Raw genomic sequence first — 22,440 nt, forward strand, 5'->3', positions numbered from 1 at the left:
TTACTGTTTTTTGTTGTCTACCAGTACCGCCAGCAAAATCACCACTGCCTTAACGATCATCTGGTAATAGGAGGAAACACCTAACAAATTCAAACCATTATTCAGGAAACCGAGAATCAGTGCGCCGATCAATGTCCCAACAATGCGACCTTTACCGCCCGCAAGACTCGTACCGCCCAGAACCACTGCCGCGATAGCATCCAGCTCATACCCCGTACCCGCCGTCGGCTGCGCGGAAGAGAGGCGCGCCACTTCGATAATGCCCGCCAGTGACGCCAGCAGACCGCACAGGGAGTAGACGATAACTTTGACTTTATTAACGCTGATACCGGACAGGCGCGTTGCCGCTTCGTTACCGCCCAGCGCATAAATATAACGGCCCAGACGGGTATGGTGCAGCATGTACCACGCCGCCAGGAAGACGATAGCCATGATCCAGACCGGTGTCGGAACACCCAGCGGGCGACCGATACCGAACCAGCCAAACAGATCGGCGTTATCGGTGAAGCCGGTATTGACCGGGCTGCCGTTGGTATAAACCATGGTCACCCCGCGCAGCAGCAGCATCATCACCAGCGTGGCGATGAATGCCTGAACGCGACCTTTTGCCACAATCACGCCGGTGACGGCGCCAATCGCGGCCCCTGCCGCCAGGGCCGCGGCCACGGCCACCAGCGCGTTGACTTCAATCCCGACAAGCGAAGCGGCGATCGCGCCGGTAAGGGCCAGCAGGGAACCGACGGACAGATCGATACCTGAGGTCAAAATTACCAGCGTCATGCCGACCGCCATAATGGCATTCACCGACGTCTGCTGCAGAATGTTGAACAGGTTATTAACGGTGAAAAAGTTCGGACTCATGGTCGATACAATCGCGATCAGCACCAGCAGGGCAATCAGCGATTTTTGCTCCATGAGCCACGCCTTTGTGAAATAGCGGCGACCAGAAACAGCCTGGGTAGTCATCTTCTTACTCCTGATTCACGCGATTAAGCTTGCCCACAGCGGCAGCCATCAGAACTTCCTGGGTGGCCTGCTCGCGAGTGAATTCACCGCCGAGATGCCCTTCATGCATAACGATAATGCGATCGCTCATGCCTAATACTTCTGGCATCTCGGAAGAGACCAGAATGATGCTCAGACCGTCGGCCTTAAACTGGTTAATCAGCTGATAGATCTCTTTCTTCGCGCCCACGTCCACGCCGCGGGTTGGCTCGTCGAGGATCAGCACTTTCGGGCGCGTCATCAACCCGCGCGCAATCGCCACTTTCTGCTGATTCCCGCCGGATAACAGGCCAATCGCCTGCTCCATCGACGGGGTTTTGACGTTAAAGAGGCGGATAAAATCGCTGACCGCCTGCTGTTCGTCTTTATGCTTCAGGCTTCCACCGCTATGGCTGAAATAGCGCAGCGCGGTCAGGGACATGTTCTCTTTTACCGACATGCCCAGCACCAGGCCATCGCGTTTGCGGTCTTCGGAGATATAGACGATGCCGTTCGCCAGACCATCCTGCGGAGAGCGGGTGACCACTTCATGGCCGTCAAGGGTGACATAACCGCTGGTGCGCGGCAGTGCGCCGTACAACACTTTCATCAGCTCGGTACGTCCCGCTCCCATCAGGCCCGCCACGCCCAGGATCTCGCCCTGGCGCAGGGTAAAGGTCACGTCGTTCACACCCGGACCGCAGAGGTTGTCCACCTTCAGGCGGATCTCTCCCGGCGCTTTATCCAGATGCGGATATTGATCTTCAAGCTTACGTCCCACCATCATTTCAATGAGCGTATCTTCGGTCAGCGTGGCCACTTCGCGCTCGGCAATAAACTGCCCGTCGCGGAAAACGGTGACGTCGTCGCAGATCTCGAAGATCTCTTTCATGCGGTGAGAGATATAGACAATCCCGCGCCCCTGCGACTTCAGCTCGCGGATAACGCGGAACAGGGATTCGGTTTCAGTATCGGTCAGGGCGTCGGTCGGTTCATCCATAATGATGACCTTCGACTCAAAGCTCAGCACCTTCGCGATTTCCACCATCTGCTGATCGCCAATCGACAAATCGCCTACCAGACGGTCGCTCTTAAAGCGCAGGTTCAGCTTCGCCAGCAGCTTGTCCGCTTCAGCATACATAGTTTTCCAGTCGATTTTGCCGAACCGGTTAACAAACTCGCGGCCGAGGAAGATGTTTTCCGCAATGGTGAGCTGCGGGATCAGGTTCAGCTCCTGGTGAATAATGCCGATACCTGCTTCCTGAGAAGATTTCGGGCCAGTGAAGGTGGTTTCTTTACCCAGCCAGAGGAGTGAACCGGCATCGCGTTGATAGATACCGGTTAGCACTTTCATCATGGTGGATTTGCCGGCGCCGTTTTCCCCCACCAGCGCCATTACGCGCCCGGGGTAGACGTTCAGCGCCGCGCCGGAGAGGGCTTTTACGCCCGGGAACGACTTATCGATCCCTTTGAGTTGCAGTAATGCGTCCATGATGGCCTCAGAAGGTGACGCCAGCACAGAGAATGATATTCGCATACGGGGAACACTCCCCGCTGCGAATTACCGCCTGACTGTCTGCGGTTTGTTGTTTGAACTGCTCGTGCGTTGTGTAACGAATTTCTATGGTGTTTCCCTGGTGTTGTTGCAGTTGCTCAATATGGCTGAGCAACGTTTCGTGGAGTTGCGGATTATGTTGTTTGATTTCCGCCGCGAGAATGGCTGCCTCAACCTGCATCTCCGCCGTCACGACTTCCAGTACCTGCATAAACGAAGGAACACCCTGCGTTAACGCCATATCAATACGGGTTGTGCTGCGCGGAACCGGTAAGCCTGCATCGCAAACCACCAGCGTATCGGTATGCCCAAGGCGGGAAATAACCGATGAGATTTCTGAGTTGAGTACCGTGCCTTTCTTCATTTTCTTGCTCCACTAGCGAAACGTTTCGCTAAAAGTAGTGTAGCGCCAGAAATGTTCAGAAAACCATCATGACGTAACAGATTTGTGATCGACGTCGAAACGTTTCGCTAAGTGAAATATTGATGGGAGAAATAGCCCGACGGCGCTTCGCTTGCAAGGGCCTACGGGTTTGGTAGGCCGGGTAAGCGCAGCGCCACCCGGCATTTTCGAAAGGACTTAAATCTCGACCTGCGTACCCAGCTCTATCACGCGGTTAGGCGGGATCTCAAACTGGTCAGGCGCGCGCAGGGCGTTACGCTGCAGGATCAGGTACAGTTTGCCGCGCAGGCGCAAATACCAAGGGCGCTTGCCGATGATAAGCGATTCGTGAGACATAAAGAACGACGTCTCCATCATCCGGCAGCTCAGCCCTTCAAGACCGCAGCGGTGGAACACCTCTTCCACATTTGGCGTTTCACGCCAGCCGTAGCTCGCCACCACGCGCCAGAATGTCGGGGAGAGCTGCTCGATTTGCACGCGACGCACGTTGTGAACGTAAGGCGCATCTTCAGTGCGCAGCGTCAGCAGGATCACGCGCTCGTGCAGCACTTTGTTGTGCTTGAGGTTATGCATCAGCGCGAAGGGAATGACGTTCAGGGCGCGAGACATGTACACCGCGGTGCCCGGCACGCGGACCGGCGGGGATTTCTCCAGAGAAGCGATCATCGCCTCAAGAGAGTTCCCGTGCTCGTGCATGCGGCGCAGCAGACGGAAACGCTCGCTTTTCCAGGTGGTCATGACGATGAACATCACCAGACCCAGCGTCAGCGGCAGCCAGCCGCCGGAGACAATCTTGTCGAGGTTTGCGGAGAACAGCGGCACGTCAATGCACAGGAAGCCCACCAGAATCATCGCCACGAGGAATTTATTCCAGTGCCAGTTTCGGTACGCCACTGTGGTGGAGAGAAGCGATGTCAGCACCATCGTACCGGTTACCGCAATACCGTACGCCGCCGCCAGGTTGCTGGAGTGCTCGAAGCTGACGATAACAATCACAACAGCGAAGTAGAGCAGCCAGTTAACGAACGGGATGTAGATCTGGCCCGACTCCATCTCAGAGGTATGGATGATGCGCATCGGAGAGAGATACCCCAGACGCACGGCCTGGCGCGTCAGAGAAAACACGCCGGAAATCACCGCCTGAGAGGCAATGACGGTCGCCAGCGTCGCCAGAATCAGCATCGGCACCAGCGCCCAGTCAGGCGCCAGCAGGAAGAACGGGTTCTTGATCGCTTCCGGATTTTTAAGTAACAGCGCGCCCTGGCCAAAGTAGTTCAGCACCAGCGACGGCAGCACCACAATAAACCATGCCACGCGGATAGGCAGTTTCCCGAAGTGCCCCATGTCAGCATATAGCGCTTCAACGCCGGTAATGGAGAGCACGACGGCACCCAGCGCCACGAAGGAAACCACTTTGTATTCAAGGAAGAAATGCACGGCCCAGTAAGGGTTCAGCGCATGCAGCACTTCCGGATTCGCGATAATGCTGCGCAAACCAAGCGCGGCCAGGATCAGGAACCAGGCCAGCATAATCGGCGCAAACAGTTTGCCCACCAGCCCGGTACCGTGCTTCTGGATCATAAACAGCAGCGTCAGGACAATAATGGCCAAAGGAACAACCCATGAATCGAGCTGCGGCGCAATGATCTCCAGCCCCTCTATCGCCGAGAGCACCGAAATAGCCGGCGTTATCACCACTTCCCCATAGAAGAAGCTGCCGCCAATCAGGCCGATAATCACCAGAACGGACGTCATCCTGGCTGACGTATTGCGCCCTGCCAGGGACATCAGGGTCAGGATCCCACCTTCACCTGCGTTATCAGCACGCATAACGAAGGAGAGATATTTAACGGAAACCACCAGGATCAGCAGCCAGAAGATGAGGGACAGGAAGCCAAATACGGCATCGCGCTCAACACCAAAGCCAAACTGGCCGGACAGACATTCACGAAGCGTATAAAGCGGGCTGGTGCCAATATCACCGTAGACAACCCCGATCGCCGCAAGCGTTATTGCGGGTAATGATTGCTTATTATCAGTGCTCATAGACTAGTCTTTTCGTTTAAATAACAAATGTGTTCCTGGTCCCTTGGCCCACAAAAAGCGCACAGTATGCACGATTCATTGCAAAATCGTACCCCTAAATGCAACCGCATTAATGTAGCGCAAAGAAAATTGCGCCGCACTTCAGTCTATTACCAGCCCTGACTGAAACGTCTATACTCGCTTCAATTGGCCGCCACGACGGCGAAAGGATGCAAAACTATTATGGCTCACTCACATTTATTAGCAGAAAGAATTTCCCGCCTTAGCAGCGCGCTGGAGAAAGGCCTTTTCGAGCGTAGCCACGCCATTCGCCTCTGTTTACTGGCGGCGTTGAGCGGCGAGAGCGTGTTTTTGCTGGGTCCGCCGGGCATTGCCAAAAGCCTGATTGCCCGCAGGCTAAAATTTGCTTTTCAGAACGCCCGCGCCTTCGAATATCTCATGACCCGGTTTTCCACCCCAGAAGAAGTTTTTGGCCCGCTTTCCATTCAGGCACTGAAAGATGAGGGGCGCTATCAGCGTCTGACAGAAGGGTATCTTCCGGAGGCTGAAATTGTCTTTCTTGATGAGATCTGGAAAGCGGGACCGGCCATTCTGAACACCCTGCTCACGGCGATAAACGAACGTCGGTTCCGCAACGGCGCCAGTGAAGAAAAAATCCCAATGCGCCTGCTGGTGGCCGCCTCAAACGAACTGCCTGAAGCCGACAGCAGCCTGGAAGCGCTGTATGACCGTATGCTGATCCGCCTGTGGCTGGACAAAGTACAGGATAAATCCAACTTCCGCTCCATGCTGGTCAGCCAGCAGGACGAGAGCGAAAATCCGGTACCCGCTTCGCTGCAGGTGACGGATGAGGAGTACCACCAGTGGCAGCAGGATATTGGCAAAATCAAATTGCCGGACGCGGTATTCGAGCTGATCTATCTGCTTCGTCAGCAGCTTGATCACCTTCCCTCGGCGCCCTATGTCTCCGATCGCCGCTGGAAAAAAGCGATCCGTCTGCTGCAGGCCAGCGCCCTGTTCAGCGGCCGCGATGCCGTGGCGCCCATCGATCTGATCCTGCTGAAAGACTGCCTCTGGCACGACGCGGAAGGCATGAACCTGATGCAGCAGCAGCTTGACGTTTTGATGACCGGACACGCCTGGGGACAGCAGGCGATGCTCAATCAGTTGGGGGCGATTGCCCAGCGGCGCATCCAGCTTCAGCAGCAGCAAAGTGATAAAACCGCGCTGAAAGTGAATCGCCTGGGGGGGATGTTCGCACGCAAACCGCACTATGAATTACCCACCGAACTCACCAGCCCGACGCTGACCCTGCTGCTCCAACAGCCGCTTAAGCTGCATGATATGCAGGTGGTGCATGTGACGATTGAGCGCGAGGCGCTGGCACAGTGGCTGGATAAGGGCGGAGAGATCCGTGGAAAGCTCAACGGCATCGGTTTCGCGCAGCCGCTGAATATGGAAGTGGACAGCAGCCAGCACCTGGTGATCCGCGACGTCAGCCTGCAGGGCTCGCGTCTCGCGCTGCCGGGAACCGCCTCTGACAGCGTCCCCGAGGAGATTAAGCAGCAGCTGGAAGCGCTGGATACGGAATGGCACCAGCAGCACACCCGCTTTAGCGAGCAGCAAAAGTGCCTCTTTATTCATAGCGACTGGTTAGGTCGCATCGAAGCCAGCCTGCAGGACGTCAGCGCGCAGATTAAACAGGCGCGTCAATGCTAACCCTGGATACGCTTAACGTCATGCTGGCCGTCAGCGAGGAAGGGTTGATCGAAGAAGTGGTCATAACCCTTCTGGCTTCGCCGCAGCTGGCAGCCTTCTTTGAAAAATTTCCGAAGCTCAAAAAGGCGATGACGGACGATCTTCCGCGCTGGCGGGAAAATTTGCGTCAGCGGTTCAGGGAGACCGAAGTTCCGCCTGAGCTAACGGAAGAGGTGGCCTGTTATCAGCAGTGCCAGCGGCTCTCCACATCGCAGTTTATCGTTCAGCTTCCGCAAACCCTGACGCTGCTCGACAAGGTCCACTCTCCGTTTGCCAGCCAGGCCCGGGCGCTGGTCACGGATAACGCCACGTTCACTCCCGCACTGCACACCCTCTTCTTACAGCGCTGGCGCCTCAGCCTGGTGGTGCAGGCCACGACGCTAAACCAGCAGCTGCTGGACGAAGAGCGCGAACAGCTGCTCAGTGAAGTTCAGGAGCGCATGACCTTAAGCGGCCAGCTTGAGCAGGTGCTGGTGGAGAATGAAAACGCCGCAGGGCGTCTCTGGGATATGAGCGCCGGTCAGCTCCGGCGCGGGGACTATCAGCTGATCGTCAAATACGGCGATTTTCTGGCGCAGCAGCCCGAGCTGATGAAGCTTGCAGAACAGCTGGGTCGCTCAAGGGAGGCAAAGTCGGTCCCAAAGAAAGATGCCCCCATGGAGACCTTCCGCACCCTGGTGCGCGAACCGGCTACCGTGCCGGAGCAGGTCGACGGGCTCCAGCAGAGTGATGACATTTTACGCCTGCTGCCCACGGAACTGAGCACGCTCGGGATGACCGAGCTGGAGTATGAGTTTTACCGTCGGCTGGTGGAAAAACAGCTCCTCACCTACCGGCTGCACGGCGAAGCCTGGCGCGAGAAGGTAAGCCAGCGCCCTGTGGTTCATCAGGATTTTGATGAACAGCCGCGCGGGCCATTCATCGTTTGCGTGGATACGTCCGGATCGATGGGTGGGTTTAACGAGCAGTGTGCGAAGGCGTTCTGTCTGGCACTGATGCGCGTGGCGCTCGCCGATCGCCGTCGCTGCTTCATCATGCTGTTCTCCAGCGAAGTCGTGGGCTATGAGCTGACGAACCAGCAGGGGATCGAGCAGGCAATCCGCTTCCTGAGCCAGCGTTTTCGCGGTGGAACCGATCTGGCAAGCTGTTTTCGCAGCATTGTGGAGCGTATGCAGGGCGGCGACTGGTACGACGCTGACGCAGTGGTGATTTCCGATTTTATTGCCCAGCGGCTGCCGGATGATGTGGTCAATAAGGTGAAGGAATTACAGAGGGTGCATCAACACGGTTTTCATGCGGTGGCGATGTCCGCCCATGGAAAACCCGGCATCATGCGCATCTTCGATCATATCTGGCGCTTTGATACCGGGCTGCGTAGCCGCCTGCTCAGACGCTGGCAGCGTTAATTACAGAAGAGAGCCAACGCTTTCACGTACCTGCTGCGGCCAGACGCCACACTGAACCTGACCGATATGAGGTAATTGCAGCAGCAGCATGGTCAGACGGGACTGGCCGATACCGCCGCCAATCGTCTGCGGCATTTCGCCGCGCAGCAGCGCCTGGTGCCACTCGAGTTTGAGACGGTCTACATCACCGGTGACCGCCAGCTGGCGCTTCAGCGCGTCAGCATCCACGCGGATCCCCATAGAAGAGAGCTCGAATGCGTCTTCCAGTATCGGGTTCCAGACAAGAATATCGCCGTTCAGCCCGGCAAATTCGCCCTCACCCGCAGTACTCCAGTCATCATAATCAGGCGCACGAACGTCGTGGCGTTTGCCATCAGACAATTTGCCGCCGATACCGATCAGGAACACAGCACCTAATTCTTTGGCGATCGCACGCTCACGGCCTTTGGCATCCAGATCCGGGAAACGGGTCAGCAGTTCCTGGCTGTGGACAAAGTGGATCGTATCCGGCAGGAACGTTGCCAGACCAAACTCTTTGCTCACTACCGCTTCGGTTGCTTTGATCCCGGCGTAGATCGCCTCAACGGTGGATTTCAGCGTGCCGATATGACGTTCACCATCACCCATTACGCGCTCCCAGTCCCACTGGTCAACGTAAACGGAATGAATCGGTGAAAGGCGATCTTCATCAGGGCGAAGGGCTTTCATGTGCGTGTAGAGCCCTTCGCCCGCGCTGAAGTCGTGTTGTCCCAGGGTCTGACGCTTCCACTTCGCCAGTGAATGAACCACTTCGAACTGGGCGTCTGGCAGTGTTTTCACTTTCACCTGTACCGCTTTTTCGCATCCAGAGAGGTTATCCTGCGTCCCGTCACCCACGCGGCTGAGGATCGGTGCCTGGACTTCAATCAGCCCAAGCTTCTCTTCCAGCTGGCGGGAAAAATGGGATTTTACGAAACTGATCTGGCGTTGTTTTGCGATGTAAGCGGTTTTCATTATTTATACTCCTGCGTCCTGTTGATATTGATTAAGCAACAGAAACGGCGCCTTATTCAATAACCCATCAACAAAAAGCCACCTTCATTTTTGATTCGATAAAATATAGCGCTAGAATAAAGTGATTCATTAATCTTCATAAGAAAAAGCTATGGAAAATTATCAGATCGACAATCTCGACCGCGGCATTCTGGAGGCCTTAATGGCTAATGCCCGCACCGCCTATGCCGAACTGGCAAAACAGTTTGGCGTCAGCCCGGGAACCATTCACGTTCGCGTAGAAAAGATGAAGCAGGCAGGGATCATTACCGGTGCGCGCATTGACGTCAGCCCAAAGCAGCTGGGTTACGACGTCTGCTGCTTCATCGGCATCATTCTTAAAAGCGCCAAAGACTACCCTTCCGCCCTGGCGAAACTGAACGCGCTGGATGAAGTCACCGAGGCGTACTACACCACCGGGCACTACAGCATCTTTATTAAAGTTATGTGCCGATCCATCGACGCGCTCCAGCAGGTACTTATCAACAAGATCCAAACAATAGATGAAATTCAGTCCACCGAGACCCTGATCTCCTTGCAAAACCCGATCATGCGTACCATCCGCCCGTGATCGGGCAAATTCATTCCCACATTTTCCACAGGTAGATCCCAGCTCGTTCACAGCGTACAATGGCCGTCTCTTTATCTGGGCGAGCGATCAATGGCGGACATTACCCTTATCAGCGGCAGCACCCTTGGTGGTGCGGAATACGTAGCGGAACATCTGGCTGAAAAGCTGGAAGAGGCGGGCTTTTCCACGGAAACCCTGCACGGCCCGTTGCTTGAAGATCTCCCGACTGACGGGGTCTGGCTGCTGATCACCTCCACGCACGGCGCGGGGGATCTGCCGGATAATCTGCAACCTTTATATGACGAACTGCTGGAACAGCAGCCCGACCTGTCAAACGTCCGTTTTGGCGCAGTGGGGATCGGCAGTCGTGAATATGACACCTTTTGCGGGGCAATAGAGAAAGTCGAAGCCGCTGTGACCTCCTGCGGAGCAAAACAGCTGGGTGAAACGCTCAAGATCAACATCCTCGATCATGACATTCCGGAGGATCCAGCCGAGATCTGGCTCGCGGAATGGAAAAATTTACTCAAAAACGATTAAAGATCGCGCGAACAGATGTGGATAACTCTGGTTAAAAGCTCGTATTAACCCGTAGTTATCCAAATAACAACCGTAGCGCAGTTTTTGGCCTGTGTATAAAGTCGCGATCTGATCCCAGCTTATACGGTCCAGGATCACCGATCATTCACAGCAAACGATCCTTTCTAACTGCATGATCTTCTTTATGAGATCGGACTTATCCACACAGGTTCGCGATCCTAATAAGAGATCACAATAGAACAGATCTCTAAATAAAAAGATCTTCTTTTTAATAGCCCAGGATCCCAATGCTTTCTCGAAAGACTAAAGTTGAGTAGAATCCACGGCCCAGGCTTCAATCCATTTTCATACCGCTTTACGCGAGGCAGACCACCATGTTTTATCAGGATCCTTTTGACGTCATCATCATTGGCGGGGGTCACGCAGGCACTGAGGCCGCAATGGCCGCAGCGCGAATGGGTCAGCAGACCCTGCTTTTGACACACAATATCGACACGCTGGGACAAATGTCCTGTAATCCGGCGATTGGCGGCATTGGGAAAGGACACCTGGTAAAAGAAGTGGATGCACTTGGCGGCCTGATGGCGAAAGCGATCGATCGGGCCGGCATCCAGTTTAGGATACTAAACGCGAGTAAAGGTCCCGCTGTGCGTGCGACCCGTGCCCAGGCAGACCGCGTGCTTTACCGGCAGGCGGTGCGTACCGCCCTGGAGAATCAGCCGAACCTGATGATCTTCCAGCAGGCGGTTGAAGATCTAATCGTTGAGAACGATCGCGTCGTGGGTGCCGTGACCCAGATGGGCCTCAAATTCCGCGCCAAAGCCGTGGTGCTGACCGTGGGTACATTCCTTGACGGTAAAATTCATATTGGTCTCGATAACTACAGCGGTGGCCGTGCCGGCGATCCGCCTTCTATTCCACTGTCTCGCCGTCTGCGTGAACTGCCGCTGCGCGTCAGCCGCCTGAAAACCGGTACGCCGCCGCGTATTGATGCGCGCACCATTGATTTCAGCGTGCTGGCGCAACAGCACGGTGATAACCCGATGCCGGTCTTCTCGTTCATGGGCAATGCGGCACAGCATCCGCAGCAGGTGCCGTGCTATATCACGCATACCAACGAGAAAACCCACGATGTGATCCGCAATAACCTCGATCGCAGCCCGATGTACGCCGGCGTGATCGAAGGGATCGGTCCGCGCTACTGCCCGTCGATCGAGGACAAAGTGATGCGCTTCGCCGATCGTAACCAGCACCAGATCTTCCTGGAGCCGGAAGGGCTGACCTCGAACGAAATTTACCCGAACGGCATCTCCACCAGCCTGCCGTTTGACGTGCAGATGCAAATTGTTCGCTCAATGCAGGGCATGGAGAACGCAAAAATCGTTCGCCCTGGCTACGCTATTGAGTACGATTTCTTCGATCCGCGTGACCTGAAGCCAACCCTGGAGAGCAAATTCATCCACGGTCTGTTCTTTGCGGGTCAGATTAACGGCACCACCGGCTACGAAGAAGCGGCTGCGCAGGGCCTGCTTGCCGGTCTGAACGCCGCGCGCTTCTCTGCTGAGAAAGAGGGCTGGGCACCCGGCCGTTCTCAGGCGTATCTGGGCGTGCTGGTTGACGATCTCTGCACGCTGGGTACCAAAGAACCGTACCGTATGTTTACCTCTCGCGCGGAATATCGCCTGATGCTGCGTGAAGATAACGCCGACCTGCGTTTGACCGAAATCGGCCGCGAGCTGGGTCTGGTCGATGACGAACGCTGGGCGCGCTTTAACGAGAAGCTGGAGCGCATTGAACAGGAACGTCAGCGCCTGAAAACCACCTGGGTGAACCCGCAGGCGGAAACCGCTGCCGAAGTAAACGCTCACTTAACCGCGCCGCTGTCGCGCGAGGCCAGCGGTGAAGATTTGTTGCGCCGTCCTGAAGTCACCTACGAGAACCTGGTCAAACTGACCGCGTTCGCGCCGGGCCTGGAAGATGCTGAAGCGGCAGAGCAGGTTGAGATCCAGGTTAAGTACGAAGGTTACATCGCGCGTCAGCAGGATGAGATCGAAAAACAGCAGCGTAACGAAAACACGCTGCTGCCGGAAATGCTGGACTACCGCCAGGTGACTGGCCTTTCCAACGAAGTGATCGCCAAGCTGAACGATCACAAACCGGTCTCGATCGGCCAGGCCTCACGTATCTCCGGCGTCACGCCTGCAGCGATTTCCATTCTGCTGGTGTGGCTGAAAAAGCAGGGCATGCTGCGCCGTAGCGCGTAAGGCCCGGAATATTGCCCGGTGGCGCAGCGCTTACCGGGCCTACTGAACCCGTAGGGCGGGTAAGCCAAGCGCCACCCGCCACCTAAGTTTTCCAACAGGTATTCACCGTGCTCAACAAACTCTCTCGTCTGCTGGATCAGGCAGGTATTTCGCTCACCGATCACCAGAAAAATCAGCTGGTGGCCTATGTCGATATGCTGAATAAATGGAATAAAGCGTACAACCTGACGTCTGTTCGCGACCCCAACGAGATGCTCGTTCGCCACATTCTCGACAGCATCGTGGTTGCCCCTTATCTGAAAGGTGAGCGTTTTATCGACGTAGGGACGGGCCCAGGTCTGCCGGGTATTCCGCTGTCGATTGTTCGCCCTGAGAGCCATTTCACGCTTCTGGACAGTCTTGGCAAGCGTGTGCGCTTTTTACGTCAGGTACAGCATGAGCTGAAGCTTGAAAATATTACGCCCGTACAGAGCAGGGTAGAGGCGTTCCCGGCAGAGCCGCCGTTTGACGGGGTTATCAGCCGCGCATTTGCGTCGCTCAATGATATGGTGAGCTGGTGCAAGCACTTACCTGCTGAGAATGGCCGCTTTTATGCGCTAAAAGGGCAGTTGCCAGGCGATGAGATTGAACAGCTTCCGGACGGTTTTGCTGTTGAATCCATCGAGAAATTAAACATTCCTCAGCTCGATGGCGAACGTCATCTGGTGATAATTAAGCCAAACAATTTTTAAAAAATTAATAAAAAATGTGGAATTTGTGCTGTTCTTCGCATGTTAAAAAACAGCACAACTACAGGGGATTTACTGGTGAGCTCTTAACCTCGTTTTCACTAAGGTTTTTCTTCTGGTTAACCTGGCGACTATTCTTCCCCTGGAAGATAGTCATCTGTGAAAATATAAGTCTGCTAAAAGTGGAAAGCAGTAACCAGAACGCAATGTTAATTATTTATTAAGAATGTCAATAAAAGGTTTTTATTGTGTACCGGGCTGTTTTGAAAATAGTTGCGATATTTTGCGTTTAATTTCATAAAGATAAATTTCTGCGATTTGCGTCTTTGATAAATACAACCTTATCGCAAATGTGTGTTTTGTGATCTCGTGCACGCTTTATCGACAACGTTTTCGCGCTGTTTGCAGTTTTGGTCGAAGGTTGGTGCTTTGCTCGAAAGTTAAAAAATAGCGGTGGGGAAAAATATTTAAACATTTATTCACCTTTTCGCTACTTAATGTTTGAAATCACGGGTGCGCACCGTATAATTTGACCGCTTTTTGATGCTTGACTCTGAGCCTTAAAGGACGTTTTATACGACACGCGACATACCTCGAAGGGAGCAGGAGTAAAAACGTGATGTCTGTGTCGCTCTTGAGTAGAAACGTTGCTCGTAAGCTTCTGTTCATTCAGTTTCTGGCTGTGATAGCAAGTGGACTGCTGTTTAGCCTCAAAGACCCCTTCTGGGGCATCTCCGCCGTGTGCGGGGGTTTGGCGGTTGTGCTGCCAAATGTGTTGTTTATGATTTTTGCCTGGCGTCATCAGGCGCATACACCCGCCAAAGGCCGCGTGGCCTGGTCCTTCGCTCTCGGCGAAGTGTGTAAGGTGTTGCTGACCTTTGCTCTACTGGTGATGGCGCTGGCGGTTTTGAAAGTGGTCTTCATGCCGCTGATAGCAACGTGGGTTTTGGTGCTGGTGGTACAAGTTCTGGCTCCAGCTGTAATCAATAACAAAGGGTAAAAGGCATCATGGCTTCAGAAAATATGACGCCGCAGGATTACATAGGTCACCATCTGAATAACCTTCAGTTGGACCTGCGTACATTCTCGCTGGTGGATCCACATAACCCCCCGGCCACCTTCTGGACGATCAACATCGACTCCATGTTCTTCTCGGTGGTTTTGGGTCTTCTGTTCCTGGCCATGTTCCGCGGTGTTGCTAAACGAGCGACCAGCGGTGTACCAGGGAAATTCCAGACCTTCATCGAAATGATCATCGGCTTCGTCCATGGCAGCGTCAAAGACATGTACCATGGCAAGAGCAAGCTGATTGCTCCGCTGGCCCTGACCGTGTTCGTTTGGGTCTTCCTGATGAACCTGATGGACCTGCTGCCAATCGATCTGCTGCCGTTTATCGGTGAGCACATCTTCGGCCTGCCAGCGCTGCGTGTTGTACCGTCTGCGGACGTGAACATCACCCTGTCGATGGCGCTGGGCGTATTTATCCTGATTCTTTTCTACAGCATCAAAATGAAAGGCGTAAGCGGCTTTGTGAAAGAGCTTACCTTGCAGCCGTTCAACCACTGGGCGTTTATTCCGGTCAACCTGATCCTGGAAGGCGTTAGCCTGCTGTCCAAACCTGTTTCACTGGGTCTGCGACTGTTCGGCAACATGTATGCGGGTGAGCTGATTTTCATTCTGATCGCGGGTCTTCTGCCGTGGTGGTCACAGTGGGTTCTGAATGTGCCGTGGGCCATTTTCCACATACTGATCATTACGCTGCAAGCCTTTATCTTCATGGTTCTGACGATCGTCTATCTGTCGATGGCGTCTGAAGAGCACTGATTTTTTACCAACACTACTACGTTTTAATTGAAACAAACTGGAGACTGTCATGGAAAACCTGAATATGGATCTGCTGTACATGGCTGCCGCTGTGATGATGGGTCTGGCGGCTATCGGTGCTGCGATCGGTATCGGCATCCTCGGGGGCAAATTCCTGGAAGGCGCAGCGCGTCAACCTGATCTGATTCCTCTGCTGCGTACTCAGTTCTTTATCGTTATGGGTCTGGTGGATGCTATCCCAATGATCGCTGTAGGTCTGGGTCTGTACGTGATGTTTGCTGTCGCGTAGTAGTAGTTTTAAAACCCTAAGCCACAGATATTAAAGAGGTATTGTGCTGTGAACATGAACGCAACAATCCTCGGCCAGGCCATCGCGTTTATTCTCTTTGTCTGGTTCTGCATGAAGTATGTATGGCCGCCTTTAATGGCTGCCATCGAAAAACGTCAGAAAGAAATTGCTGACGGTCTGGCTTCTGCAGAACGCGCTAAGAAAGATTTGGACCTTGCACAGGCCAACGCGACAGACCAGCTGAAAAAAGCGAAAGCGGAAGCTCAGGTTATCATCGAACAGGCTAACAAACGCCGTTCGCAGATCCTGGACGAAGCCAAAGCTGAAGCAGAACAGGAACGTACTAAGATCGTGACACAGGCTCAGGCAGAAATTGATGCTGAGCGTAAACGTGCTCGTGAAGAACTGCGTAAGCAGGTTGCGATTCTGGCTGTTGCTGGCGCCGAGAAGATCATCGAACGTTCCGTGGATGAAGCTGCTAACAGCGACATCGTGGACAAACTTGTCGCTGAACTGTAAGGAGGGAGGGGCTGATGTCTGAATTTGTTACGGTAGCTCGCCCCTACGCCAAAGCAGCTTTTGACTTTGCTGTCGAACACCAAAATGTCGATCGCTGGCAGGATATGCTGGCGTTTGCCGCTGAGGTGACGAAAAACGAACAAATGGCTGAGTTGCTTTCCGGTGCGTTAGCACCTGAAACTCTCGCCGCGTCGTTTATCGCCGTGTGCGGAGAGCAACTGGATGCCAACGGCCAGAACCTGATTAAGGTGATGGCAGAAAATGGTCGTCTCCGTGTGCTCCCGGATGTTTTCGAGCAGTTTGAGCACTTACGTGCCCTTAGTGAAGCAACCGCTGAAGTCGAAGTGACTTCTGCGACTGAACTGAGTAATGAACAGCTTGCGAAAATCACCGCCGCGATGGAAAAACGTCTGTCACGCAAAGTTAAGCTGAATTGCAAAATCGATAAGTCTGTAATGGCAGGCGTAATCATCCGTTCGGGTGATATGGTCATTGATGGCAGCGTACGCGGCCGTCTTGAACGCCTTGCAGACGTCTTGCAGTCTTAAGGGGACTGGAGCATGCAACTGAATTCCACCGAAATCAGCGAACTGATCAAGCAGCGCATTGCTCAGTTCAGTGTTGTGAGTGAAGCTCACAACGAAGGTACTATTGTTTCTGTAAGTGACGGTGTTATCCGTATCCACGGCCTGGCCGATTGTATGCAGGGTGAGATGATTTCCCTGCCGGGTAACCGTTACGCTATCGCACTGAACCTGGAGCGCGACTCCGTAGGTGCAGTTGTGATGGGTCCATACGCTGACCTCGCCGAAGGCATGAAGGTTAAGTGTACTGGCCGTATTCTGGAAGTACCGGTTGGCCGTGGCCTGCTGGGTCGCGTTGTTAACACCCTGGGTGCGCCAATCGACGGTAAAGGTCCGGTTGAGCACGATGGCTTCTCTCCAATCGAAGTTATCGCACCAGGCGTTATCGACCGTCAGTCCGTAGATCAGCCTGTTCAGACAGGTTATAAGTCCGTTGATGCCATGATCCCAATCGGTCGTGGTCAGCGTGAACTGATCATCGGTGACCGTCAGACCGGTAAAACCGCGATGGCTATCGACGCCATCATCAACCAGCGTGACTCCGGCATCAAATGCGTGTACGTGGCCATCGGCCAGAAAGCGTCCACCATTTCTAACGTGGTTCGTAAACTGGAAGAGCACGGCGCACTGTCTAACACCATCGTTGTGGTAGCGACCGCGTCTGAATCTGCTGCACTGCAATACCTGGCGCCATACGCCGGTTGCGCAATGGGCGAATACTTCCGTGACCGCGGTGAAGATGCGCTGATCGTATACGATGACCTGTCTAAACAGGCTGTTGCTTATCGTCAGGTTTCCCTGCTGCTCCGTCGTCCACCTGGACGTGAAGCGTTCCCTGGCGACGTATTCTACCTCCACTCTCGTCTGCTGGAGCGTGCTTCCCGCGTTAACGCGGAATACGTCGAGAACTTCACCAAAGGTGAAGTGAAGGGTAAAACGGGCTCTCTGACCGCTCTGCCGATCATTGAAACCCAGGCGGGTGACGTTTCTGCGTTCGTTCCGACCAACGTAATCTCTATTACCGATGGTCAGATCTTCCTGGAAACCAACCTGTTTAACTCCGGTATTCGTCCGGCAGTTAACCCGGGTATCTCCGTATCCCGTGTTGGTGGTGCTGCTCAGACCAAGATCATCAAGAAACTGTCCGGTGGTATCCGTACCGCGCTGGCACAGTATCGTGAACTGGCTGCGTTCTCTCAGTTCGCATCCGATCTGGACGAAGCAACCCGTAAACAGCTGAGCCACGGTCAGAAAGTGACCGAGCTGCTGAAGCAAAAACAGTACGCACCAATGTCTGTTGCTCAGCAGGGCCTGGTACTGTTCGCGGCTGAACGCGGTTACCTCGAAGATGTGGAACTGGCGAAAATCGGTAGCTTCGAAGCCGCTCTGCTGGCTTACGTCGACCGTGATCACGCTCCGCTGATGCAAGAGATCAACCAGACCGGTGGCTATAACGACGAAATCGAAGGCAAGCTGAAAGCTATCCTCGATTCCTTCAAAGCAACCCAATCCTGGTAATCGTCCGGCGGCTTGTCTCAGGACAAGCCGCCTGGCATTGAGGAGAAGCTCATGGCCGGCGCAAAAGAGATACGTAGTAAGATCGCAAGCGTCCAGAACACGCAAAAGATCACTAAAGCGATGGAGATGGTCGCCGCTTCCAAAATGCGTAAATCGCAGGATCGCATGGCGGCCAGCCGTCCTTATGCAGAAACCATGCGCAAAGTGATTGGTCACCTTGCAAACGGTAATCTGGAATATAAGCACCCTTACCTGGAAGAACGCGAAGTTAAGCGCGTGGGCTACCTGGTGGTGTCGACCGACCGTGGTCTGTGTGGCGGCTTGAACATTAACCTGTTCAAAAAACTGCTGGCGGATATGAAAGCATGGTCTGAAAAAGGCGTTCAGTGCGATATCGCAATGATCGGCTCTAAAGGCGTCTCTTTCTTTAACTCCGTTGGTGGCAACATTGTCGCTCAGGTGACAGGTATGGGTGATAACCCGTCCCTGTCCGAACTGATCGGCCCGGTTAAAGTGATGTTGCAGGCTTATGATGAAGGCCGTCTGGACAGACTGTACGTTGTCAGCAACAAATTCATTAACACCATGTCTCAGGTTCCAACGCTCACTCAGATGCTGCCGTTACCGGCATCAGAAGATGGCGAGCTGAAGCAAAAAACCTGGGATTACCTGTATGAACCCGATCCGAAACCGCTGCTGGATACCCTGCTGCGTCGTTACGTTGAATCTCAGGTTTATCAGGGCGTTGTAGAAAACCTGGCCAGCGAGCAGGCCGCACGAATGGTGGCGATGAAAGCCGCGACCGATAATGGCGGCAGCCTGATTAAAGAGCTGCAGTTGGTTTACAACAAAGCTCGTCAGGCCAGCATTACTCAGGAACTCACCGAGATCGTCTCGGGGGCCGCCGCGGTTTAACCAGGTTTACGAATTACGTAGAGGATTCAAGATGGCTACTGGAAAGATTGTCCAGGTAATCGGCGCCGTGGTGGACGTCGAGTTCCCTCAGGACGCCGTACCACGCGTGTACGACGCGCTTGAGGTACAGAATGGTAACGAGAGCCTGGTGCTGGAAGTTCAGCAGCAGCTCGGCGGCGGTATCGTGCGTACCATCGCGATGGGTTCTTCCGACGGTCTGCGTCGTGGTCTGGAAGTAAAAGACCTTGAGCACCCGATCGAAGTCCCGGTAGGTAAAGCAACACTGGGTCGTATCATGAACGTATTGGGTCAGCCAATCGACATGAAAGGCGACATCGGTGAAGAAGAGCGTTGGGCTATCCACCGCGCGGCACCTTCCTACGAAGAGCTGTCCAGCTCTCAGGAACTGCTGGAAACCGGTATCAAAGTTATCGACCTGATGTGTCCATTTGCGAAGGGCGGTAAAGTTGGTCTGTTCGGTGGTGCGGGTGTAGGTAAAACCGTAAACATGATGGAGCTGATCCGTAACATCGCGATCGAGCACTCCGGTTACTCTGTGTTTGCGGGTGTAGGTGAACGTACTCGTGAGGGTAACGACTTCTACCACGAAATGACCGACTCCAACGTTCTGGACAAAGTATCCCTGGTTTACGGCCAGATGAACGAGCCACCTGGAAACCGTCTGCGCGTTGCGCTGACCGGCCTGACGATGGCTGAGAAGTTCCGTGACGAAGGCCGTGACGTTCTGCTGTTCGTTGATAACATCTATCGTTACACCCTGGCCGGTACGGAAGTATCTGCACTGCTGGGTCGTATGCCTTCAGCGGTAGGTTACCAGCCTACGCTGGCGGAAGAGATGGGTGTTCTTCAGGAACGTATCACCTCTACCAAAACCGGTTCTATCACCTCCGTTCAGGCGGTATACGTACCTGCGGATGACTTGACTGACCCATCTCCAGCAACCACCTTTGCGCACTTAGATGCAACCGTGGTACTGAGCCGTCAGATCGCGTCTCTGGGTATCTACCCGGCCGTTGACCCGCTGGACTCCACCAGCCGTCAGCTGGATCCACTGGTTGTTGGTCAGGAACACTACGACACCGCGCGTGGCGTACAGTCCCTGCTGCAGCGTTACCAGGAACTGAAAGACATCATCGCCATCCTGGGTATGGATGAACTGTCTGAAGAAGACAAACTGGTGGTAGCACGTGCGCGTAAGATCCAGCGCTTCCTGTCCCAGCCGTTCTTCGTTGCGGAAGTATTCACCGGTTCTCCAGGTAAATACGTTTCCCTGAAAGACACCATCCGTGGCTTTAAAGGCATCATGGAAGGCGAATACGATCACCTGCCAGAGCAGGCGTTCTACATGGTTGGTTCCATCGAAGAAGCTGTGGAAAAAGCCAAAAAACTTTAACGCCTTAATCGGAGGGTGATATGGCAATGACTTACCACCTGGACGTCGTCAGCGCAGAGCAACAAATGTTCTCTGGTCTGGTCGAGAAAATCCAGGTAACGGGTAGTGAAGGTGAACTGGGTATTTTCCCGGGTCACGCACCGCTGCTCACCGCCATTAAGCCTGGTATGATCCGCATCGTTAAACAGTTCGGTCACGAAGAGTTTATCTATCTGTCCGGCGGCATTCTTGAAGTGCAGCCTGGCAGTGTGACCGTTCTGGCCGATACCGCTATTCGTGGCCAGGATCTCGACGAAGCGCGAGCCCTGGAGTCGAAGCGTAAGGCTGAAGAGCACATTAACAGCTCTCATGGTGACGTGGATTACGCTCAGGCGTCTGCGGAGCTGGCCAAAGCGATCGCGAAACTGCGCGTTATCGAGTTGACCAAAAAAGCGATGTAACACCGGCTTGAAAAGCACAAAAGCCAGTCTGGATACCAGGCTGGCTTTTTTTTTCGGCCTTAATTCATGATGAAAAAGATGTAGAATTTTAAGCATCAAACGTTTTTACTTCACACTCAAACTACCGTCAGGATGCGTATGTCAAACAGTGCGATGAGCGTGGTGATCCTTGCCGCTGGCAAAGGGACCCGCATGTATTCCGATCTGCCTAAAGTGCTTCACACGCTTGCTGGAAAGCCAATGGTGCAGCATGTCATTGATGCAGCGAATGAACTGGGTGCCAATCAGGTCAACCTGGTCTACGGCCACGGCGGCGATCTTCTTAAAAAGACGCTGAGCGACGACAAGCTCAACTGGGTGCTTCAGGCTGAACAGCTGGGCACAGGTCATGCGATGCAGCAGGCAGCACCGTTCTTTGCGGATGACGAAGACATTTTGATGCTCTACGGCGATGTCCCGCTGATCTCCGTTGAAACCCTGACTCGCCTGCGTGAAGCCAAACCGCAGGGCGGCATCGGTTTATTAACCGTCGTGCTGGACGATCCAACCGGTTATGGCCGTATCACCCGTGAAAACGGTAACGTCACGGGTATTGTTGAGCACAAAGATGCCAGCGACGAACAGCGCCAGATTCAGGAGATCAACACCGGTATCCTGATTGCCAATGGCGCGGATATGAAGCGCTGGCTGTCCAGACTCGACAACAACAACGCGCAGGGTGAATTCTACATCACCGACATCATTGCGATGGCGTATCAGGAAGGACGTGAGATTGCGGCGGTTCATCCGGCGCGTATTAGCGAAACCGAAGGGGTGAATAACCGCCTTCAGCTTTCCCGTCTGGAGCGTGTTTATCAGTCCGAGCAGGCTGAAAAACTGCTTCTGGCAGGTGTGATGCTGCGCGATCCGGCGCGTTTCGATCTGCGTGGTTCGTTATCTCACGGTCGTGACGTTGAAATTGATACTAACGTTATCCTCGAGGGTAACGTGACGCTGGGTAACCGCGTCAAAATCGGTGCCGGCTGTGTGATTAAAAACAGCATCATCGGTGACGACTGCGAAATCAGCCCGTACAGCGTGGTGGAAGATGCCCGTCTTGACGTGGCCTGTACCATCGGCCCGTTTGCGCGCCTGCGCCCGGGCGCAGAGCTGCTGGAAGGCGCTCACGTGGGTAACTTCGTGGAAATGAAAAAAGCGCGTCTGGGTAAAGGCTCGAAAGCCGGTCATCTGACCTATCTGGGCGACGCGGAAATTGGCAATAACGTGAATATTGGTGCAGGGACCATAACCTGTAACTATGACGGCGCGAATAAGTTTAAAACCATCATTGGTGATGATGTGTTCGTGGGCTCCGATACGCAGCTGGTGGCGCCTGTTACCGTGGGTAACGGGGTGACCATTGCAGCCGGAACAACCGTAACGCGCGATGTGGCCGAGAACGAGCTGGTGTTAAGCCGCGTTCCGCAGGTCAGCAAACAGGGCTGGAAACGTCCGGTGAAGAAAAAGTAACGGATTTACCCCTCTCCCCAAAGGAGAGAAGGGATCGTTCGGTGCGGTGTTTTTCTCCCTCGCCCCTTTGGGAAGAGGGCCGGGGTGAGGGGATAATATAATCCTCCCCCCACAAGCAGTACCCATAAAAATAACCCCACT

At 54.1% G+C, this 22,440-nt stretch carries 21 protein-coding genes; 16 read left to right on the plus strand and 5 right to left on the minus strand.

Going from position 1 to position 22,440, the window contains the following annotated elements:
- From rbsC to kup, 4 genes are all read right to left on the minus strand, one after another.
- Positions 1 to 966: a ribose ABC transporter permease gene (gene rbsC, locus FOY93_RS22285; RefSeq protein ID WP_021242657.1), complete on the minus strand. Its 966-nt coding sequence runs from the start codon at positions 964 to 966 to the stop codon at positions 1 to 3.
- Positions 967 to 970: 4 nt separating this feature from the next.
- Positions 971 to 2,476 (minus strand): ribose ABC transporter ATP-binding protein RbsA, encoded by a 1,506-nt coding sequence (rbsA, locus tag FOY93_RS22290; protein ID WP_021242658.1) that lies wholly within the window; start codon positions 2,474 to 2,476, stop codon positions 971 to 973.
- Between the two features lie 7 nt (positions 2,477 to 2,483).
- Positions 2,484 to 2,903, minus strand: a complete 420-nt coding sequence (rbsD, locus tag FOY93_RS22295; protein ID WP_003862392.1) for a D-ribose pyranase — start codon at positions 2,901 to 2,903, stop codon at positions 2,484 to 2,486.
- 216 nt (positions 2,904 to 3,119) lie between these two features.
- Complete coding sequence (kup, locus tag FOY93_RS22300; RefSeq protein ID WP_023309781.1) at positions 3,120 to 4,988, minus strand: low affinity potassium transporter Kup; 1,869 nt, start codon at positions 4,986 to 4,988, stop codon at positions 3,120 to 3,122.
- Positions 4,989 to 5,210: 222 nt separating this feature from the next.
- Here kup and ravA point away from each other — a divergent pair, with 222 nt between their 5' ends.
- Together ravA and viaA are read left to right on the plus strand one after the other, a co-directional pair.
- Positions 5,211 to 6,707: an ATPase RavA gene (gene ravA, locus FOY93_RS22305; protein ID WP_115876782.1), complete on the plus strand. Its 1,497-nt coding sequence runs from the start codon at positions 5,211 to 5,213 to the stop codon at positions 6,705 to 6,707.
- Complete coding sequence (viaA, locus tag FOY93_RS22310) at positions 6,701 to 8,152, plus strand: ATPase RavA stimulator ViaA (protein ID WP_143345689.1); 1,452 nt, start codon at positions 6,701 to 6,703, stop codon at positions 8,150 to 8,152. Before ravA ends, viaA begins: the two co-directional genes overlap by 7 nt.
- Here the strand turns inward: viaA and asnA are convergent, their stop codons facing one another.
- Positions 8,153 to 9,145: an aspartate--ammonia ligase gene (gene asnA, locus FOY93_RS22315; RefSeq protein WP_143345690.1), complete on the minus strand. Its 993-nt coding sequence runs from the start codon at positions 9,143 to 9,145 to the stop codon at positions 8,153 to 8,155.
- Between the two features lie 151 nt (positions 9,146 to 9,296).
- On the opposite strand from asnA, the gene asnC reads away from it, so the two are divergent.
- The 14 genes from asnC (at position 9,297) to glmU (ending at position 22,299) form a co-directional block, all read left to right on the plus strand.
- Positions 9,297 to 9,755 carry a transcriptional regulator AsnC gene (asnC, locus tag FOY93_RS22320; RefSeq protein WP_008500198.1) on the plus strand — a complete coding sequence of 153 codons (459 nt, stop codon included), beginning with the start codon at positions 9,297 to 9,299 and terminating at the stop codon, positions 9,753 to 9,755.
- A 90-nt stretch (positions 9,756 to 9,845) separates the two neighbouring features.
- Positions 9,846 to 10,295: an FMN-binding protein MioC gene (mioC, locus tag FOY93_RS22325; protein WP_008500197.1), complete on the plus strand. Its 450-nt coding sequence runs from the start codon at positions 9,846 to 9,848 to the stop codon at positions 10,293 to 10,295.
- A 374-nt stretch (positions 10,296 to 10,669) separates the two neighbouring features.
- Complete coding sequence (gene mnmG, locus FOY93_RS22330) at positions 10,670 to 12,559, plus strand: tRNA uridine-5-carboxymethylaminomethyl(34) synthesis enzyme MnmG (RefSeq protein WP_115876779.1); 1,890 nt, start codon at positions 10,670 to 10,672, stop codon at positions 12,557 to 12,559.
- A 107-nt stretch (positions 12,560 to 12,666) separates the two neighbouring features.
- Positions 12,667 to 13,290, plus strand: coding sequence for a 16S rRNA (guanine(527)-N(7))-methyltransferase RsmG (rsmG, locus tag FOY93_RS22335; RefSeq protein WP_115876778.1), 624 nt, complete (start codon positions 12,667 to 12,669; stop codon positions 13,288 to 13,290).
- A 616-nt stretch (positions 13,291 to 13,906) separates the two neighbouring features.
- The gene (gene atpI / locus FOY93_RS22340) at positions 13,907 to 14,287 is read left to right on the plus strand and encodes a F0F1 ATP synthase subunit I (RefSeq protein WP_008500194.1); all 381 of its coding nucleotides are present in this window, start codon (positions 13,907 to 13,909) and stop codon (positions 14,285 to 14,287) included.
- An 8-nt stretch (positions 14,288 to 14,295) separates the two neighbouring features.
- Positions 14,296 to 15,111, plus strand: a complete 816-nt coding sequence (gene atpB / locus FOY93_RS22345; RefSeq protein WP_008500193.1) for a F0F1 ATP synthase subunit A — start codon at positions 14,296 to 14,298, stop codon at positions 15,109 to 15,111.
- Between the two features lie 49 nt (positions 15,112 to 15,160).
- Positions 15,161 to 15,400 (plus strand): F0F1 ATP synthase subunit C, encoded by a 240-nt coding sequence (gene atpE / locus FOY93_RS22350; protein WP_000429386.1) that lies wholly within the window; start codon positions 15,161 to 15,163, stop codon positions 15,398 to 15,400.
- A 48-nt stretch (positions 15,401 to 15,448) separates the two neighbouring features.
- Complete coding sequence (atpF, locus tag FOY93_RS22355; protein WP_014072436.1) at positions 15,449 to 15,919, plus strand: F0F1 ATP synthase subunit B; 471 nt, start codon at positions 15,449 to 15,451, stop codon at positions 15,917 to 15,919.
- Between the two features lie 14 nt (positions 15,920 to 15,933).
- The gene (atpH, locus tag FOY93_RS22360; protein WP_143345691.1) at positions 15,934 to 16,467 is read left to right on the plus strand and encodes a F0F1 ATP synthase subunit delta; all 534 of its coding nucleotides are present in this window, start codon (positions 15,934 to 15,936) and stop codon (positions 16,465 to 16,467) included.
- 12 nt (positions 16,468 to 16,479) lie between these two features.
- On the plus strand, positions 16,480 to 18,021 hold the full coding sequence (gene atpA, locus FOY93_RS22365) for a F0F1 ATP synthase subunit alpha (protein WP_006808751.1): 1,542 nt from the start codon (positions 16,480 to 16,482) through the stop codon (positions 18,019 to 18,021).
- Positions 18,022 to 18,072: 51 nt separating this feature from the next.
- Positions 18,073 to 18,936, plus strand: coding sequence for a F0F1 ATP synthase subunit gamma (gene atpG / locus FOY93_RS22370; RefSeq protein WP_133295377.1), 864 nt, complete (start codon positions 18,073 to 18,075; stop codon positions 18,934 to 18,936).
- 31 nt (positions 18,937 to 18,967) lie between these two features.
- Positions 18,968 to 20,350 (plus strand): F0F1 ATP synthase subunit beta, encoded by a 1,383-nt coding sequence (gene atpD, locus FOY93_RS22375; protein WP_003862362.1) that lies wholly within the window; start codon positions 18,968 to 18,970, stop codon positions 20,348 to 20,350.
- 20 nt (positions 20,351 to 20,370) lie between these two features.
- Positions 20,371 to 20,790, plus strand: coding sequence for a F0F1 ATP synthase subunit epsilon (locus tag FOY93_RS22380; protein WP_003862360.1), 420 nt, complete (start codon positions 20,371 to 20,373; stop codon positions 20,788 to 20,790).
- A 138-nt stretch (positions 20,791 to 20,928) separates the two neighbouring features.
- Positions 20,929 to 22,299 carry a bifunctional UDP-N-acetylglucosamine diphosphorylase/glucosamine-1-phosphate N-acetyltransferase GlmU gene (gene glmU, locus FOY93_RS22385; RefSeq protein WP_133295378.1) on the plus strand — a complete coding sequence of 457 codons (1,371 nt, stop codon included), beginning with the start codon at positions 20,929 to 20,931 and terminating at the stop codon, positions 22,297 to 22,299.
- Positions 22,300 to 22,440 lie beyond the last annotated feature (141 nt).

Origin of the sequence: Enterobacter sp. 18A13, assembly GCF_007035975.1 — a bacterium.
GTDB lineage: Bacteria > Pseudomonadota > Gammaproteobacteria > Enterobacterales > Enterobacteriaceae > Enterobacter > Enterobacter vonholyi.